This window comes from Cryobacterium breve, assembly GCF_004402375.1.
Classification (GTDB): domain Bacteria; phylum Actinomycetota; class Actinomycetes; order Actinomycetales; family Microbacteriaceae; genus Cryobacterium; species Cryobacterium breve.
The window spans coordinates 203,560-218,898 of record NZ_SOGJ01000011.1 but is presented as its reverse complement, the minus strand read 5'-3'; the positions used below and the strand labels follow the sequence as shown (position 1 = coordinate 218,898).

14 protein-coding genes are annotated in these 15,339 nt (G+C 68.1%); 10 read left to right on the top strand and 4 right to left on the bottom strand.

The features are described 5' to 3' along the window. The first annotated feature begins 55 nt into the window (after positions 1 to 55). The 9 genes from E3O65_RS04185 to E3O65_RS04145 all read left to right on the top strand — a co-directional run bounded on the left by E3O65_RS04185 (position 56) and on the right by E3O65_RS04145 (position 11,301). Complete coding sequence (locus E3O65_RS04185; RefSeq protein WP_134362474.1) at positions 56 to 1,024, top strand: AAA family ATPase; 969 nt, start codon at positions 56 to 58, stop codon at positions 1,022 to 1,024. Then, positions 1,021 to 2,322, top strand: coding sequence for a DUF58 domain-containing protein (locus E3O65_RS04180; RefSeq protein WP_134362473.1), 1,302 nt, complete (start codon positions 1,021 to 1,023; stop codon positions 2,320 to 2,322). The genes E3O65_RS04185 and E3O65_RS04180 overlap by 4 nt, the downstream gene beginning before the upstream one ends. Next, positions 2,319 to 4,658 carry a transglutaminase TgpA family protein gene (locus tag E3O65_RS04175; protein WP_134362472.1) on the top strand — a complete coding sequence of 780 codons (2,340 nt, stop codon included), beginning with the start codon at positions 2,319 to 2,321 and terminating at the stop codon, positions 4,656 to 4,658. Before E3O65_RS04180 ends, E3O65_RS04175 begins: the two co-directional genes overlap by 4 nt. 198 nt (positions 4,659 to 4,856) lie before the next feature. Further along, a complete protein-coding gene (leuC, locus tag E3O65_RS04170) occupies positions 4,857 to 6,302 on the top strand; it encodes a 3-isopropylmalate dehydratase large subunit (RefSeq protein WP_134362471.1) in 1,446 nt (481 codons plus the stop codon). A gap of 2 nt (positions 6,303 to 6,304) precedes the next feature. Further along, positions 6,305 to 6,913 (top strand): 3-isopropylmalate dehydratase small subunit, encoded by a 609-nt coding sequence (gene leuD, locus E3O65_RS04165; protein WP_134362470.1) that lies wholly within the window; start codon positions 6,305 to 6,307, stop codon positions 6,911 to 6,913. 92 nt (positions 6,914 to 7,005) lie between these two features. Further along, entirely contained in the window at positions 7,006 to 8,334 is a 1,329-nt protein-coding gene (gene murA, locus E3O65_RS04160; RefSeq protein WP_134362602.1) for a UDP-N-acetylglucosamine 1-carboxyvinyltransferase, read from the top strand. Positions 8,335 to 8,341: 7 nt separating this feature from the next. Next, positions 8,342 to 9,163, top strand: coding sequence for a lysophospholipid acyltransferase family protein (locus tag E3O65_RS04155; protein WP_241985679.1), 822 nt, complete (start codon positions 8,342 to 8,344; stop codon positions 9,161 to 9,163). After that, entirely contained in the window at positions 9,153 to 10,280 is a 1,128-nt protein-coding gene (locus E3O65_RS04150) for an NAD(P)H-dependent glycerol-3-phosphate dehydrogenase (protein ID WP_134362469.1), read from the top strand. Before E3O65_RS04155 ends, E3O65_RS04150 begins: the two co-directional genes overlap by 11 nt. Beyond that, on the top strand, positions 10,183 to 11,301 hold the full coding sequence (locus E3O65_RS04145; RefSeq protein WP_134362468.1) for a D-alanine--D-alanine ligase family protein: 1,119 nt from the start codon (positions 10,183 to 10,185) through the stop codon (positions 11,299 to 11,301). The genes E3O65_RS04150 and E3O65_RS04145 overlap by 98 nt, the downstream gene beginning before the upstream one ends. A gap of 169 nt (positions 11,302 to 11,470) precedes the next feature. Here the strand turns inward: E3O65_RS04145 and E3O65_RS04140 are convergent, their stop codons facing one another. The 3 genes from E3O65_RS04140 to E3O65_RS04130 all read right to left on the bottom strand — a co-directional run bounded on the left by E3O65_RS04140 (position 11,471) and on the right by E3O65_RS04130 (position 13,551). After that, positions 11,471 to 11,698, bottom strand: coding sequence for a sulfurtransferase TusA family protein (locus E3O65_RS04140; protein ID WP_134362467.1), 228 nt, complete (start codon positions 11,696 to 11,698; stop codon positions 11,471 to 11,473). Positions 11,699 to 11,731: 33 nt separating this feature from the next. Beyond that, entirely contained in the window at positions 11,732 to 12,790 is a 1,059-nt protein-coding gene (locus E3O65_RS04135) for a YeeE/YedE family protein (RefSeq protein WP_134362466.1), read from the bottom strand. Positions 12,791 to 13,035: 245 nt separating this feature from the next. Then, positions 13,036 to 13,551 (bottom strand): DUF3515 family protein, encoded by a 516-nt coding sequence (locus tag E3O65_RS04130; RefSeq protein WP_134362465.1) that lies wholly within the window; start codon positions 13,549 to 13,551, stop codon positions 13,036 to 13,038. Between the two features lie 24 nt (positions 13,552 to 13,575). Here E3O65_RS04130 and thiL point away from each other — a divergent pair, with 24 nt between their 5' ends. Next, a complete protein-coding gene (gene thiL / locus E3O65_RS04125; RefSeq protein ID WP_241985680.1) occupies positions 13,576 to 14,583 on the top strand; it encodes a thiamine-phosphate kinase in 1,008 nt (335 codons plus the stop codon). A gap of 115 nt (positions 14,584 to 14,698) precedes the next feature. Here thiL and rsmD read toward each other — a convergent pair whose 3' ends face one another. Then, positions 14,699 to 15,277 (bottom strand): 16S rRNA (guanine(966)-N(2))-methyltransferase RsmD, encoded by a 579-nt coding sequence (gene rsmD, locus E3O65_RS04120; protein WP_134362464.1) that lies wholly within the window; start codon positions 15,275 to 15,277, stop codon positions 14,699 to 14,701. Between the last annotated feature and the right edge of the window lie 62 nt (positions 15,278 to 15,339).

Below are 15,339 nucleotides of genomic sequence, written 5' to 3'. Positions count from 1 at the left end.
GCCAGGCGCCGACGACCACCACCACGACCATGAACACAGGGATGGAATTGCGAGAATGGCAGTAACACAGGAGCAGGCCGACTGGTTCACAGAGGCGTTCGGCCGCCTCGTCGGCAACGTCAACGAGGCGATTCTCGGCAAGGACCACGTGGTGCGCCTCGTAGTCGCCGCCATGCTCACGGGCGGCCACGTGCTGCTGGAGGATTTCCCCGGCACCGGCAAGACCGTGCTCGCCAAGGCTCTGGCCAAGACCCTTGACGGCAGCAACTCGCGCATCCAGTTCACGCCGGACCTGCTGCCCTCCGACGTGACCGGTGTCACGATCTACGACCAGGGCAAGGGGGTGTTCGAGTTCCACCGGGGCCCGATCTTCGCCTCCATCGTCCTGGCCGACGAGATCAACCGGGCCAGCCCGAAGACGCAGTCCGCACTGCTCGAGGTGATGGAGGAGGGGCGTGTCACCGTCGACGGCGTGAGCCATGAGGTCGGCAGCCCGTTCATGGTCATCGCCACCCAGAACCCGGTTGAACAGGCCGGCACGTACACGCTGCCGGAGGCGCAGCTCGACCGTTTTCTGATCAAGACCTCCCTCGGCTACCCCGACCACGACACCGCCGTGGCCCTGCTCCTCGACTCGTCCAACCGGGCGAGGGACTCGAAGATCACACCGATCATCGACTCCAGCTCGGTGAACTCGATGGTGCAGCTGGCCTCCGAGGTCTTTGTCGACGCATCCGTGCTCGGCTACCTGAACGAGATCGTCACCGCCACGCGCACCGACGCGTCGTCGACGCTCGGGGTCAGCATGCGAGGCGCGCTCTCCCTCGCTCGCGCGGCGAAGACCTGGGCGCTGTCCCAGGGCCGCACCTACGTGACCCCCGACGACATCCGGAACCTGGCTGTGCCCGTGCTCGCACACCGCATCATGGTCGACCCGGAGGCCGATTTCGCCGGCGTCTCCGCCGAGGACATCGTCAACCGCATCCTGGTCGAGGTCGGACCGCCCGCCTACCGCGCCGCATGACGCGCATCGCCGAGAGGGCCCCCCGCCGCATCAGCCCGGCGGCCCACGCCGGCGGCAGCGTCCGGCGGTCCATCGGCGATTCCGCGCGCACCATCGGCCGGCTGGCGGGCCAGCTCGCCCGGCGCGGTTGGCGGTTCTGCACACCCGTGACGGATGTCGTGGGTCCGGTCGGCCGGCTCACGCTCGCTGCATCCGCCGTCGCCTTCCTGATCAGCGCGGTGACCGGCTGGAGCGAGTTCACCTACCTGGCGACCACGCTCCTGGCGGCACTCCTGGTGGCGGTCGGCTTCATCTTCGGCCGAGCCACCTATGCGGTCCAGGTGGCCCTGAACCCACACCGGGTCGTCGCGGGGGAGCGCGCCCTGGGCCAGCTGACGGTGGCCAACTCCGGTGAGAAGGGCCTGCTTCCCGTGCGGATCGAGCTTCCGGTGGGCTCCGGGGTCGCCGAATTCATGATCCCGGGTCTTGCGCCGGCGGCCGAGCATGAGGAACTGTTCGCCGTGCCCACGCATCGCCGGGCCGTCATCGTGGCCGGCCCGGCCGTGTCGGTGCGCGGTGACCAGCTGGGGCTGCTGCGCCGCACGGTGCGCTGGACCGACCCGGTCGAACTGTTCGTGCACCCGGTGACCATTCGGCTGCGTTCCTCGGCCGCGGGCCTCGTTCGCGACCTCGAGGGCGAGATCACCCGCACGATCACCAACAACGACATCTCCTTCCACGCACTGCGCGCCTACGTGCCCGGCGACGCCCTGCGCAATGTGCACTGGCGCACCTCCGCGCGTACCGGCCAGCTAATGGTGCGCCAGTTCGAGGAGACCCGCCGGTCCCAGCTGACCATCGTGCACAGTGCCGAGACCACGACGTACGCCTCCGAGGAGGAATTCGAACTCGGCGTCTCCGTCATGGCGTCCCTGGCCCTGCAGGTCATCCGCGACGGTACCAGGGTCAGCGTGGTCACCGAGGGCCGGCTGCTCATGACGAAGACGCCCGTGTCCCTCCTCGACGACTCCTGCCGGATCCAGCCGGTCAGCGGCCGCTACCCGACCCTGCGCGACTTCACCCGGGACGCCACCCGCACCCTGCCGGCGCCCAGCGTCGTCATGATGGTGGCCGGCTCGCTGCTCGGACTGGCCCAGTTCCGCGCCGCCCAGACTCTGTTCGGGCAGGACACGAAGACGCTCGCGTTCCGGATCGAGCAAGGATCCCCGCCCCGGCTCGCGAACGTGTCCGGACTCACCGTGCTCTCGGTCGGCGAGCTCGCCGACCTGCCCAGCCTGCTGCGACGGGTCAACGGATGAACCGACTCCGCTCCGTGCCCCAGCGCGCCTGGTCCGACGTGGCCGTGCTCAGCGCCCTGTCCCTGCTCGGCGTGCTGGGCTTCGAAACCTCGTTCGGCGACTACAACTTCCTGCTCGCGGGTCTGGGCGGCCTGATCGTCGGTACCGGCATCGCGCTTCTGGGCTATGCGCTCCGACTGAGCGTCCTGGTCAGCGTCCTCGCCGCGATCCTCGCCTACTTCCTGCTCGGCACCCCGTTCACCATGCCCGACCAGGGCGTGCTGTTCGTCCTCCCCGGTCTGACCTCCGTGGCCGGCCTCGCGATCGGTGCCGTGTTCGGCTGGGCGGACATCGTCACGCTCGGCACCCCGGTCGAGGCGCCGTACTACATGCCCGTGCTGCCCTACTTCGCGGTCTGGCTGATCGCCCTCGTCGGCACCATGCTCGCGGTGCGCTGGCTACCGCGCCGCCCGCGCACGGTGTGGCGCGCCAGCGGCCTCCTGGTCGGGCCGGTCGTGCTCTACGTGGCCGGCATCCTGATGGGAACGGATGAGACCTTCTACGCCGGCATCCGCGGCATCGCTTTCGGCGTGATCGCCCTAGTCTGGCTGGGCTGGCGCCGCTCACAGCTGGAGAAGTCCTCTACGCTCGGCACGAACCGGCTGCTGAGCCGCAAGCTGGTCGGCACCGGGACGCTCATTCTCGGCACGATCCTGATCGGTTCTCTGGCCGGGTCGGTGCTCGCCCCCGTGCAGGCCGAGCGTTTTGTGCTGCGAGAGGAGATCCAGCCGCCGTTCGACCCTCTGCAGTTCCCGAGCCCGCTTGCCGGCTTCCGCCAGTACACGAAGACCCTCGCCGACACGCCTCTCTTCACCGTCGAGGGTCTGGAGACCGGGCAGATGGTGCGCCTGGCCAGCATGGACGCCTACGACGGAAAGCTGTGGAACGTGGCCGGCGTCGACGGCGCGGAGAGCGCCTCGGCCGGGTTCCGCCTTGTTGGGCGCACGATCCCCGACACCCCGCTGATCACATCCGTTCGCTCCAGCACCGTCACGATCACCGGGTCCGGGTACACGGATGTCTGGCTCCCCGGCGTGGGGTATCCGACCACCGTCGACTTCGACGACCAGGCGAGCAGCGCCCAGGCCGAGAACCTGCGTTACAACGCCGGAACGGGCACGGCCGTGCTCACCAGCGGCGTGAAGAGCGGCTACCGATACACGACCAGCGCCGCGGTGCAGCAGCCGTTCACGGATGAGGACCTCGTGGATGTGCCCGTGGCGGCCCTCACCCTGCCGCCCGCCGAGAACATTCCGGATGTCGTGGTAGCCAAGGCGCTCGAATACACCGGCGCCATCGGGACGCCCATCGACCAGCTCCGGGCGATCCAGAAGGCGTTGAAGACTCAGGGCTTTCTCAGCCACGGACTCGCCTCCGACGGCATCCCCTCCCGGGCCGGTCACGGCGCCGACCGCATCGACGAGCTCTTCACCCGAAGCCAGATGGTGGGCGACCAGGAGCAGTACGCTGCAGCCATGGCGCTGATGGCGCGCAGCCTCAACCTCCCCGCGCGGGTGGTCATGGGCTTCGCCCCGGAGGTTCCCGACGGGGCCGCGAGCGTGGAGGTGACCGGTTCCGACGTGACGGCGTGGGTGGAGGTCGCATTCGATGATGTGGGCTGGGTTCCGTTCTTCCCCACCCCCGACCAGACGGATGTTCCCCAGGACCAGACCCCCAAGCCCAAATCCGTGCCGCAGCCGCAGGTTCGCCAGCCGCCCCGTTCCGACAACCAGTCCGACAACTTGCTGACCGCCGTCGAGATTGACGACACCAAGAAGGACGATAAGGACAGGGCCTTCGTGCTGCCCGGTTGGGCATGGCTGCTGGGCGGAACCGTCGGGATCCCGCTCCTGTTGATTCTCGGACCGGTGCTCGTCATCGGCGCCATCAAGGCACGCCGCCGGCGGAAACGCCGTGGTCTGGGCAGAGGAGACACCCGTGTTGCCGGGGCCTGGGACGAGGTGACCGACGGATATGCGGAACTCGGTTTCGAGGTGCCGCGCGGTACGACGCGCCTGCTCGTCGCCGCGGACGTCGAGGCCCAGCTGGACCGTCAGGTCGGGCCGGCCGCGGCGAGCATCCGCCTAACACCCCTGGCCGAACTCGTCGACCGCGCCGTTTTCAACGGTCAGCCCATCGGGGACGACGTGGTCGAGCAGAGCTGGGCCGACGCGCTGGAATCGCTGCGCCTTGCGGAAGTCGGCGTGGGCCGTCTGCGCAGGATGTTGAGTCGGTTCCGCGTGCGAACCCGCCGGGACTGGAGCCGAGTCGACCTTTCGACGTCGCGCCGCGGATAGAGTGGCGAGGTGGACACAGCCGAAAAGACCCTCAGATGAGGGTCGCCAGCCAAGCTCGCACACGCACAGTGTTAGCCTATTGGGGTGCTGCTCGGTCGACTCCCTCTTCTCTGCCGCGACGAGTCCCAGTTCTGAGGCCTCCCTCGTCGTGGCGGTTCTTGTTGGCTGATCACCCATCGTTGAGGAAGACGCACACACATGACTGACGCATCACGCACCGGCACCCGACCGCGCACTCTGGCCGAAAAAGTTTGGGACAAGCACCTTGTCACCGAGGGCGACGGCAGCACCCCCGACCTCATCTACATCGACCTGCATCTCGTGCACGAGGTCACCAGTCCGCAGGCCTTCGATGGACTCCGCCAGGCCGGTCGCCCGGTTCGCCGCCCCGATCTCACCATCGCGACGGAAGACCACAACACTCCGACCCTGGCGATCGACAAGCCCATCGCCGATCTCACCAGCCGCACGCAGATCGAGACACTCCGTCGAAACTGTGAGGAGTTCGGCATCCGCCTGCATTCCCTCGGGGACATCGAGCAGGGCATCGTGCACGTCGTCGGACCGCAGCTGGGTCTGACCCAGCCTGGCATCACCGTGGTCTGTGGTGACTCGCACACCTCTACCCACGGCGCCTTCGGGGCCATGGCGATCGGCATCGGAACCAGCGAGGTGGAACACGTCATGGCCACCCAGACGCTGCCGCTCAAGCGGTTCAAGACCATGGCTGTCACCGTGGAGGGCACTCTCCGCCCCGGCGTGACGGCAAAGGACATAATTCTCGCCGTGATCGCGAAGATCGGCACCGGCGGCGGGCAGGGCTACGTGCTCGAATACCGAGGCAGCGCCATCCGCGCGCTGTCCATGGAGGGTCGCATGACCATCTGCAACATGTCGATCGAGGCCGGCGCGCGCGCGGGCATGGTGGCCCCGGATGCGACCACCTACGACTATCTCAAGGGTCGCGCCCACGCCCCCGAAGGCCAGGACTGGCACGACGCGGTCGCCTACTGGGACACCCTTGCGACCGATGACGGCGCCGAGTTCGACGCCGAGGTCTTCCTCGACGCCGACACGCTGGAACCCTTCGTGACCTGGGGCACCAATCCCGGCCAGGGCGTCTCGTTGAGCGAGTCGGTGCCTGACCCGTCCGTCATCGAGGACGACAACGACCGCTCCGCCGCCGAACGCGCCCTCGAATACATGGACCTCGCGGCCGGCACCCCGATGAAGGACATCCGAGTCGACACCGTCTTCCTCGGTTCCTGCACCAATAGCCGGGTCGAAGACCTGCGCGCCGCGGCTGCGATCGTGCAGGGTCGCACCCTGGCCCCGGGTGTACGGATGCTCGTGGTGCCCGGCTCCGCACGCGTACGGATCGAAGCCGAGGCGGAAGGCCTTGACAAGATCTTCACCGAGTTCGGCGCAGAGTGGCGCTTCGCCGGCTGCTCGATGTGCCTGGGCATGAACCCCGACCAGCTGGCCCCCGGCGAGCGGTGCGCGTCCACCAGCAACCGCAATTTCGAGGGCCGCCAGGGCAAGGGGGGACGCACGCACCTCGTGTCCCCGCTGGTCGCGGCGGCCACCGCGATCCGCGGTACGCTATCGAGCCCGTGGGACCTCGCCCAGGATGGAGACAAATAGCAGTGGAAAAGTTCACAACCGTCACCGGCATCGCACTACCCCTGCGCCGCTCCAACGTTGATACCGACCAGATCATCCCGGCCGTCTACCTCAAGCGCGTCACCAAGACCGGATTCGAAGACGCCCTCTTCGCCCGCTGGCGCGCCGACCCGGCTTTCGTGCTCAACGACCCTGCCTTCGAGGGCGCCCGCGTTCTCGTGGCCGGTGCCGATTTCGGTACGGGCTCCTCTCGGGAGCATGCCGTCTGGGCTCTACGGGACTACGGCTTCGACGTGGTGCTCAGCCCCCGCTTCGGCGACATCTTCCGCGGCAACTCCGGCAAACAGGGTCTGCTCGCCGGCCAGATTTCGGAAGCCGACGCCCAGCGCCTGTGGGACGTGATCGAGGCCTGCCCCGGCATCGAACTCACGGTTGACCTCGTCTCCCGCACCGCCCGCGTCGGCGCCCTCACCGTTCCCTTCGAGATTGACGATTACACCCGATGGCGCCTCCTCGAAGGCCTCGACGACATCGGACTCACCCTGCGCGATGAAGCGCGGATCGCAGAATTCGAATCCCATCGGGAGCCATGGCGGCCCCGGACTCTCCCGGCAAGGCAGGTAGGTTTGTGAGCACAATCAGCGAAATCACTCAGAATCGTGAAAACGGTCAGAGCAAGGAAGACGCGCAGAATCGCGAGAATGCACAGAGTTGGGGGGCGGCCGTGGGGCTGCAGAGCGACCGGATCACCATCCGCGGCGGCATCCCGCTCGTCGGTCGGATCGAGCTCAAGGGCGCCAAGAACCTGGTCACCAAGGCCATGGTCGCGGCGCTTCTGGGCGAAAGCCCCAGCACGCTCAAGAACGTGCCGAACATCAGCGACGTGCGTATCGTGCGCCAGCTGCTCGAGGTACACGGCGTCAAGGTCACCGACGGAGCCGAGCCGGGCGAATTGCTGCTCGACCCGGTCGACGTGGAGAGCGCGCACTTCGCCGCGATCGACGCGCACGCCGGATCCTCGCGCATCCCGATCCTGTTCTGCGGCCCGCTGCTGCACCGCCTCGGCGAGGCGTTCATCCCCGACCTCGGTGGCTGCCGCATCGGCGACCGCCCGATCGACTATCACCTGGACGTGCTGCGCAAGTTCGGCGCCGTCGTCGAGAAGCAGCCGAGCGGCATCCGGATGTCCGCCCCGAACGGCCTCAAGGGCACCAAAGTGTCACTGCCCTATCCGAGCGTCGGCGCCACCGAACAGGTGCTTCTCACCGCCGTGCGCGCGGAGGGCATCACCGAGCTCAAAGGCGCCGCGATCGAGCCCGAGATCATGGACCTCATCAACATTCTGCAGAAGATGGGTGCCATCATCACGGTCGACACCGACCGCGTGATTCGGATCGAGGGCGTCGAGCGCCTCGAAGGTTACAACCACCGCGCCCTGTTCGACCGGAACGAGGCCGCCAGCTGGGCCGCCGCGGCCCTGGCCACCGACGGCGACATCTTCGTCGGCGGCGCGCGCCAGCCCGAGATGCTCACGTTCCTGAACGTGTTCCGCAAGGTCGGCGGGGCTTTCGACATCGAAGACGACGGCATCCGTTTCTACCACCCGGGCGGCGACCTCAAGCCCGTCATCATCGAAACGGATGTCCACCCCGGCTTCATGACGGACTGGCAGCAGCCACTCGTGATCGCCCTCACCCACGCCCACGGCGTCTCGATCGTGCACGAGACTGTCTATGAGCAGCGCTTCGGCTTCGTCGATGCCCTCGTGGAGATGGGCGCGACCATCCAGATCCACCGGGAATGCCTCGGCGGGCATCCCTGCCGGTTCGGCCAGCGGAACTTCAACCACTCGGCCGTCATCACCGGGCCGACGAAGTTGCACGGGGCCGACATCGAGGTTCCCGACCTGCGCGGCGGTTTCAGCCACCTGATCGCGGCCCTGACCGCCTCGGGCACGTCGACCGTCAGCAATGTTGGAATCATCAGCCGTGGCTACGAGAACTTCATCACCAAGCTGCAACTGTTGGGGGCTGACTTCGATCTCGAAGGATAATGGGGCCGTGCCAGCATCAGATCCAGCGCCCGTGTCCGATCCAGCGCCCCAGACCGACGTGTCCGGTTCAGCCGTGACCCAGGGCCGACGGCGTTCGGAGACGAGAACGCCGTCGATTTTCTGGGCTCTGGCACTGATGATCCTTCCGGTGATCAATCTCGCCGTGCGGTTCAAGATCACCGACGCCGATAAGTTCCCCCGCGCTGGAGCGTTCGTGATGGCGCCCAACCATTTCAGCGAAATCGACCCCGTTCTGATGGGGGTGGTCAGCTGGAAGCTGGGGCGCGCGCCCCGATTCATGGCCAAGGCATCCGTCTTCACCATCCCGGTGATCGGGTGGATGCTGCAGAAGTCGGGACAGATCCCGGTGCAGCGTGGCGGAAGCGTGCGCGGCAGTGAGCCAGTGAAGGCGGCCCAGCGGCTGGTCGAACGTGGCCAGATGGTCGTCGTCTACCCGGAAGGGTCGCTGACTCGCGACCCGGGCCTGTGGCCGATGCGCGGCAAGACCGGCGCCGTGCGGATCGCACTCGAGCGGGGCATTCCGATCGTGCCGGTCGCCCACTGGGGAGCGCAGGAGATCATGCCTCGGTATTCGAAGAGGCTGAGCCTGTTCCCACGCAAGACCGTCCTCGTCAAGATCGGCGAGCCGCTCGACCTCGCCCAGTTCCGGGGACGCAACCTCGACCCGGGGACTCTCAACGAGGCCACCACGCTTGTCATGGCCGCCATCACCCAACTGCTCGAAGAACTTCGGGGTGAGACCGCGCCGGACAAGCGCTGGAACCCCGCCGAGCACGATCAGAAAGAGACCGGCCGTTTTGAAGCCTAAGGTCCAGCCGGGCAAGCGGGTCGCCGTCCTCGGCGCCGGGAGCTGGGGCACAACGTTTGCCAAGATCCTGTCCGACGGGGGGGCCGACGTCGTGCTCTGGGCACGGCGTCCCGAGCTCGCCCGGGAAATCACCGAGGCCAGGCGCAACAGCGACTACCTTCCCGGCATCAACTTGCCGGTCGGCCTCCGCGCCACGTCCAGGCTCGACCTGGCACTGGCCGGCGCCGAGCAGGTGTTTGTGTCGGTGCCGAGCCAGTCGTTGCGCGAGAATCTGATCCTGGCCGAGCCGTTTTTGGCGCCCGGCGCCATCGTGGTGTCGCTGATGAAGGGCGTCGAGCGTGGGTCCGGTCTGCGGATGAGTCAGATCATCGCCGAGTTGCTCCCGATCGACCCGGACCTCATCGCCGCAATCTCCGGCCCCAACCTGGCCCTTGAGATCGCCAAGGAACAGCCAACGGCCGCCGTGGTCTCCTCGAACAGCCTGGAGACCGCGCAGGCGGTGGCCATGCTGGCCCGCAACCGCTACTTCCGCTCCTACGTCAACACGGATGTCATCGGCACCGAATTCGGCGGCGTGCTGAAGAACCTGATCGCTGTCGCCATCGGCATCGTCGACGGCGTCGGCTACGGCGAGAACACGAAGGCGTCGATCATCACCCGTGGTCTGGTGGAAATGACCGATTTCGCGGTGGCCTACGGTGCGCATCCGGAAACGCTGGCCGGTTTGGCCGGCCTGGGCGACCTCATCGCAACCTGCCAGTCGCCGCTCAGCCGCAACAACACGGCAGGCCGTCTGCTCGGCCAGGGCTACGGCATCGCTGACGTCGTGAAGCAGATGCAGCAGACCACGGAGGGTCTCGCATCCGTCGGCCCCATTCTCGAACTGGCCCGTGCCAAGGGGGTGGACATGCCTATCGTCGAGCAGGTCCGCCAGGTGCTTGCCGGTACTCTGAAACCGCGGGACCTCGCCCCGCACCTGACAACGGACTCAGCCGAGCCGCAGGGCGAAAGGACGATTGATGACGAACAAGCTCACGGTAGCGCTGCTCTTTGGGGGTCGGTCAAGCGAACATTCGATCAGTTGCGCCACAGCGGGCGGCGTCCTGGCGGCAATTGACCGCGAGCGCTACAACGTCATTCCGATCGGCATCACCCGCGAGGGAGCCTTCGTGCTCGAAGCGGATGACCCGGCCCGGTTCAGACTGGACGCCGAGCAGCTGCCCGAGGTCTTCGACAACGGCAGCCGCATCCGGTGGCCGGAAAGCAGCCTCAGCCGCCAGCTGACGGTCACCGACGTCACCGGCCATCGCTCCCTCGGCAACGTCGACCTGGTCCTCCCGATCCTGCACGGCCCGTTCGGTGAGGACGGCACGGTGCAGGGGTTGCTCGAACTCGTGGGACTGCCCTACGTGGGCTCAGGCGTGCTCGCGTCGGCGCTGGGCATGGATAAGCACTTCACCAAGACCGTCTTCCAGCAGGCGGCCCTGCCGGTCGCCCCCTGGCGCACCGTCACCGCCACCGACTGGGACGAGGCTCCCGGCCTGGCGTTCGCGGCGGCCGAGGAACTCGGGATGCCCGTGTTCGTGAAGCCCGCCCGGGCGGGGTCGAGCGTCGGTGTCAGCCGAGTGTCGAACCTGGACCAGCTCGCCGAGGCGATGCGCGTTGCCCTGCTTGAGGACAGCAAGGTTCTCATCGAGGCCGGCCTGTCGGGGCGCGAACTCGAGATTGCGGTGCTGCAGGGACGTCCTGGGGAGGCGACGCGGGCATCCGTCGCCGGCGAGGTGAGGGTCACCGGCCGCGACTTCTACGACTTCGACGCCAAGTACCTCGGCGCGGACGGCATCGAGCTGGTCTGCCCGGCCGCCCTCACGCCGGTGGAACTGGCCGAGATGCAGGCCCTCGCCATTCGCGCCTTCGACGCCATCGACGGCGCCGGCTTGGCGCGGGTCGACTTCTTTCTCACCGCCGACGGCTGGGTGATCAACGAGATCAACACCATGCCCGGGTTCACCCCGATCTCGATGTTCCCGTCGTGCTGGCTGGCCAGCGGCTTCACGTATCCCCAGCTGATCGACGAGCTGATCGAGGTGGCCCTGGCCCGCCATTCCGCGCCGGTAGCCCTGCGCCTAGCGATCTAGCCCGAACGAATTCGACGGAGATCTTGCTCAAGACAGGGCGTTTGGGCTCAAAAACGAGTCTTTGACCCAAAATCACCGTCGAATTGGTTCGACCGGTCGGTCTAGCCGGCCGTGCCGCAGCGCCGGCCGTGCCGCAGCGCCGGCCGTGCCGCAGCGCCGACCGCGCGGGCTAGGCCTTCTGCACCGTGATGGTCCACTGGGCGTCGCCGACACGGTCGAAATGGGTGACCGGGTAGCCGTTCTCCGCCGCCCAGCGCGGCAGGGCATCCGTTGCCTGGGTGCAGTCGAAGTTGATGGTGAGCTGGTCGCCGAAGTTGAGCTTCGCGATCGCGTCGCCGGCCTCGACGAGTGGGAACGGGCAGACCTGACCGTCGGTTTCGAGTGTGTACTGTGCCATATCGGGCTTCTTTCTGTTGGTTCTACTGGGTGGCTAACGGTCGGCCGGGACGCGGACGGGGGAGACTCCGACCCGCGCGGATCCGGTGATGAAGAGGCGCGTGGCTGCGCCGGTGCCGATGATCATGAAGACCAGCGACACCCAGCCCTGGAGGCCGAAGGTGGCGGTGTCGACCATGCCGTTGCCGATCGTGCAGCCGCCGGCCAGGCTCGCCCCGACGCCCATCAGTACCCCGCCGACGATGCTCCGGATGGTGGTGGTGACGTCGGGCAGCCGCACCCGGAACTCCCCGCTGGCCTTGGCAGCGATGAACGAGCCGAGCAGGATGCCGATCACCAGGTACACACCCCAGTCGATGAGCTGCGGATCGCCGCGCACGAGATAGTTGACGATGTTCGAGGACGGCCCGGTGATGCCGAGCCCGGATTCGCGCCCGGTTGCCCAGCTGAGCGGCCAGGCGAGGATGGCGAGCGGTGCGATGATCAGGGCGGTGGTGAAAGCACCCCATTTCTTCTCGAACAGGAGATGCCGGATGCCGCTGGTGCGCGCCGGCAGGGACACGAGCGGCAGGGGAGACCTCAGCCGCAGGTGATGCCGGGCGAGAAGGCCGACGCCGGTGACCAGTACCGCGACCAGCGCCCACGGTGAGACGCCGAGGACACCGTGGATCGTGGAAGCCTCCAGGGTGATTCCGCGCAGCGCCGCGACCGGCGTGGACAGGGCGCCCGTTTTCGAGATGGCGGAGAAGAGGGCGTAGAAGATCAGGGCGAACCAACTGCCCACCAGACCCTCGCCGGCCCGATAGTAGGTTCCCGTTGCGCATCCGCCGGCCAGCACGATGGCGAACCCGAAGATGAACGCGCCGATGATCGTGGCCACCCAGGCGAACGGCTGGGGGTCGAGGGTGATGACACCGGCCGTGTCAAGGGCGAAGACGCCCACGCTCTGCACGGCGATGACGATCAGGAAGGCCGTCAGCCAGCGAGTGCTGCCCGTGATCCAGAGGTCTCGGAACGCGCCGGTGACGCAGAACCTGCCCCGCTGCATGGCGAAGCCCAGGGCGATGCCCAGGCCGAGTCCGGTGAGAAGCATGTCGTGTCCCCGTCCATCTGCGGCCGCACGCCAGCTGACGGCGACTCCCCGGCGACGTTACGTGTCGTCCGGCTGCGCTGCTCCCAGACGTCCTGGCATGACGCGGCGAGACGTAACACTTGACAAACCCGTGCCTGCGGTCGGCCGAACAGGCTCGTATCCTTGCCGAAACGACGTCTGTGAGGGCGTACCGGATGCCGCCACCCCCAGAATCGTCCTCTCGCCGCGGGTGCGGGGGGCGTGGACTACGGCGCGGGCGCCAGCGTCTCACCGTCCGTCGGCAGCAGCAGATCCGCGGCGCCGAGGCACTTTCCCGTCGCGGGGATGTTCCCCACGGCCTGCGCCAGGTCCACGAGCACCGTCGATCCACTGACCTTGTCCGAGTCGATGACCAGCTCGGTCGCCGGGTCGCGGCCGTAGGTGGTGTACCGGTAGAGCGGGGCATCCGAATCGTCCTCGATCCAGTCGATGCCGTTGATCGTGAGGCAGGGGAGCGTCGTGGGCTCGGGCACGGTCACACCGCAGTGCAGCAGGACCGCGCTCGGCGTGCCCCAGGCGCCGGTCGCCTGCGCGTTCGTCTCGCGCTCCGGCAGCGAGGCCACAGTGGTCGGCAGACGAACGATGAGGCTCGCGCAGGTGGGATTGACGGCATCCGCGGCCGGTTCCAGCGGCACGATCGCCGTGCAGCCGGTGAGGAGCACGGAGCCGGCGACGAGCGTGAGCGCGATGCCGGTGCGGAGGGAGCGGATGTTGGGGGTCATTGCAATCAGGCTACCGTTTGATGCATGACGAATTCTGCGGGCGCAATGCTCCCCACGAGTGAAACGCTGGCCGACCTCAGTGAGGGGGAGGTTCTCGCCCGAATCTTCCCGCGGCTGCCGGACGCTTCCGCCCAGCTCCTCGGCCCCGGCGACGACGCTGCCGTGATGCGGGCCCCGGACGGGCGCTACGTGGTCACCACGGACATGATGATCCAGGGCCCCGACTTCCGGCTCGCCTGGTCCAGCCCGCACGACCTCGGCTGGAAGGCTGCCGCGACGAACCTGTCCGACGTCGCCGCCATGGGGGCCCGGCCCACCGCCCTGGTGGTGGCGATCGCCGCCCCGCCGTCAACGCCGATCTCAGTGATCGAGGGCATCGCCGACGGTCTGCGCGACTGCTGTGAGGCTTTGGCACCCGGCTGTGGGGTCGTCGGCGGCGACCTGTCCGCCTCAGACGCTCTCACCCTCGCCGTGACGGCCTTCGGTGACCTCGAGGGGCGCGAGCCTGTGCTGCGTTCCGGGGCGCGGTCAGGCGACGTTGTGGCTCTGGCCGGGCGCCTCGGAGAGGCCGCTGAGGGATTGGACCTGCTCTTTCGGCTCGCTGTGGACGCAAACGGCACGCCGGATGCCGCGCTCGCTCGGGCGCTGAGGGCGCAGCATCCCGAGGCGGTCGCCGCGCAGCTCGCCCCCGTGCCCCCCATCGACCGCGGCCCGGCCGCTGCCGCCGCGGGTGCGACCGCCATGCTCGACGTGTCCGACGGCCTCGCCATCGACGCCGGACGCCTCGCCCGGGCCAGTGGCGTGGGCATCGACTTCGCCCGGTCGGCGCTCGGCGAAAACGTCGAGCGCGCCCTCGGCGGCGGCGAGGACCACGGTCTGCTCGCCACGTTCCCGCCCGGGGCCGCGCTCCCGGCCGGCTTCCGCGCCCTCGGCGTGGTGACGGATGCCGCCGGCCGGGTCCTGGTGGACGGTCGCCCCCACGACCAGGCCGGCTGGGACCCCTACCGCGGCTGGGACGGCGCCGTCGCCTGAGGGTCGGGCGACGCCACCAGAGGGCGTCGCCACCAGTCGTGGCGCGCCCTGTGGAAGCGGGCGCATGCTAGAGCGTGCGCCCGCTTCCACAGGGTGCGCCGCGAGCAGCCGCGACTCAGACGGCGGACAGCACGGGGGAGGCGTACCAGACGGTCGTGTCGCCGTAGTCCTTGCGACGGTCTGATCCCAGTCCTGGGCCCCAGAGCGGCTCGGGGGAACGCGAACTGCGCTCGACGATGATGAGTGCGTCCGGGTCGAGCAGCGGCGCAAGGGCAACGAGATTATGGCCTAGTTCGGTCTCGGTGAGGTCGTACGGCGGGTCGATGAAGACCAGGTCGAAGCCCTCGCCGGTGGCAGCGAGGAACGACTGCACGGCCTGGCTGCTCACCGTGATCTTCGGAGCGTCCCGCTTGGGCGCGGAGCGCAGCACGGCTTCGGTGTTCTTGCGGCACATCTGCGCTGCGCCGAAGTTGTTGTCGACGAGCGTCACGATTCGCGCTCCCCGGCTGGCGGCTTCCAGGCCCAGCCCGCCCGAGCCGGCGTACAGGTCGAGCACCCGGGAGCCTCGGATGATGTCGCGCGCGTCGAGCGCGGAGAAGATCGCCTCCCGCACGCGGTCGCTGGTGGGGCGGGTGCCGGACTTGGGCACCGCCAAGGGCAGGGAACCGGCAAACCCGGCAACGATTCGCGTCATAACCCCTCGAGTTTATCGCCCCCGGCGCCCCGGCTCCGCGGCGGTTCTGATGGCGAACCGGC

What these genes read in the sequence shown, in the direction of transcription:
- E3O65_RS04185 (WP_134362474.1), top strand. Translation starts at nt 56, where the DNA reads ATGGCAGTAACACAGGAGCAGGCCGACTGGTTCACAGAGGCGTTCGGC.
- E3O65_RS04180 (WP_134362473.1), top strand. Translation starts at nt 1,021, where the DNA reads ATGACGCGCATCGCCGAGAGGGCCCCCCGCCGCATCAGCCCGGCGGCC.
- E3O65_RS04175 (WP_134362472.1), top strand. Translation starts at nt 2,319, where the DNA reads ATGAACCGACTCCGCTCCGTGCCCCAGCGCGCCTGGTCCGACGTGGCC.
- leuC (WP_134362471.1), top strand. Translation starts at nt 4,857, where the DNA reads ATGACTGACGCATCACGCACCGGCACCCGACCGCGCACTCTGGCCGAA.
- E3O65_RS04145 (WP_134362468.1), top strand. Translation starts at nt 10,183, where the DNA reads ATGACGAACAAGCTCACGGTAGCGCTGCTCTTTGGGGGTCGGTCAAGC.
- E3O65_RS04140 (WP_134362467.1), bottom strand. Translation starts at nt 11,698, where the DNA reads ATGGCACAGTACACACTCGAAACCGACGGTCAGGTCTGCCCGTTCCCA.
- E3O65_RS04135 (WP_134362466.1), bottom strand. Translation starts at nt 12,790, where the DNA reads ATGCTTCTCACCGGACTCGGCCTGGGCATCGCCCTGGGCTTCGCCATG.
- E3O65_RS04130 (WP_134362465.1), bottom strand. Translation starts at nt 13,551, where the DNA reads ATGACCCCCAACATCCGCTCCCTCCGCACCGGCATCGCGCTCACGCTC.
- thiL (WP_241985680.1), top strand. Translation starts at nt 13,576, where the DNA reads ATGACGAATTCTGCGGGCGCAATGCTCCCCACGAGTGAAACGCTGGCC.
- rsmD (WP_134362464.1), bottom strand. Translation starts at nt 15,277, where the DNA reads ATGACGCGAATCGTTGCCGGGTTTGCCGGTTCCCTGCCCTTGGCGGTG.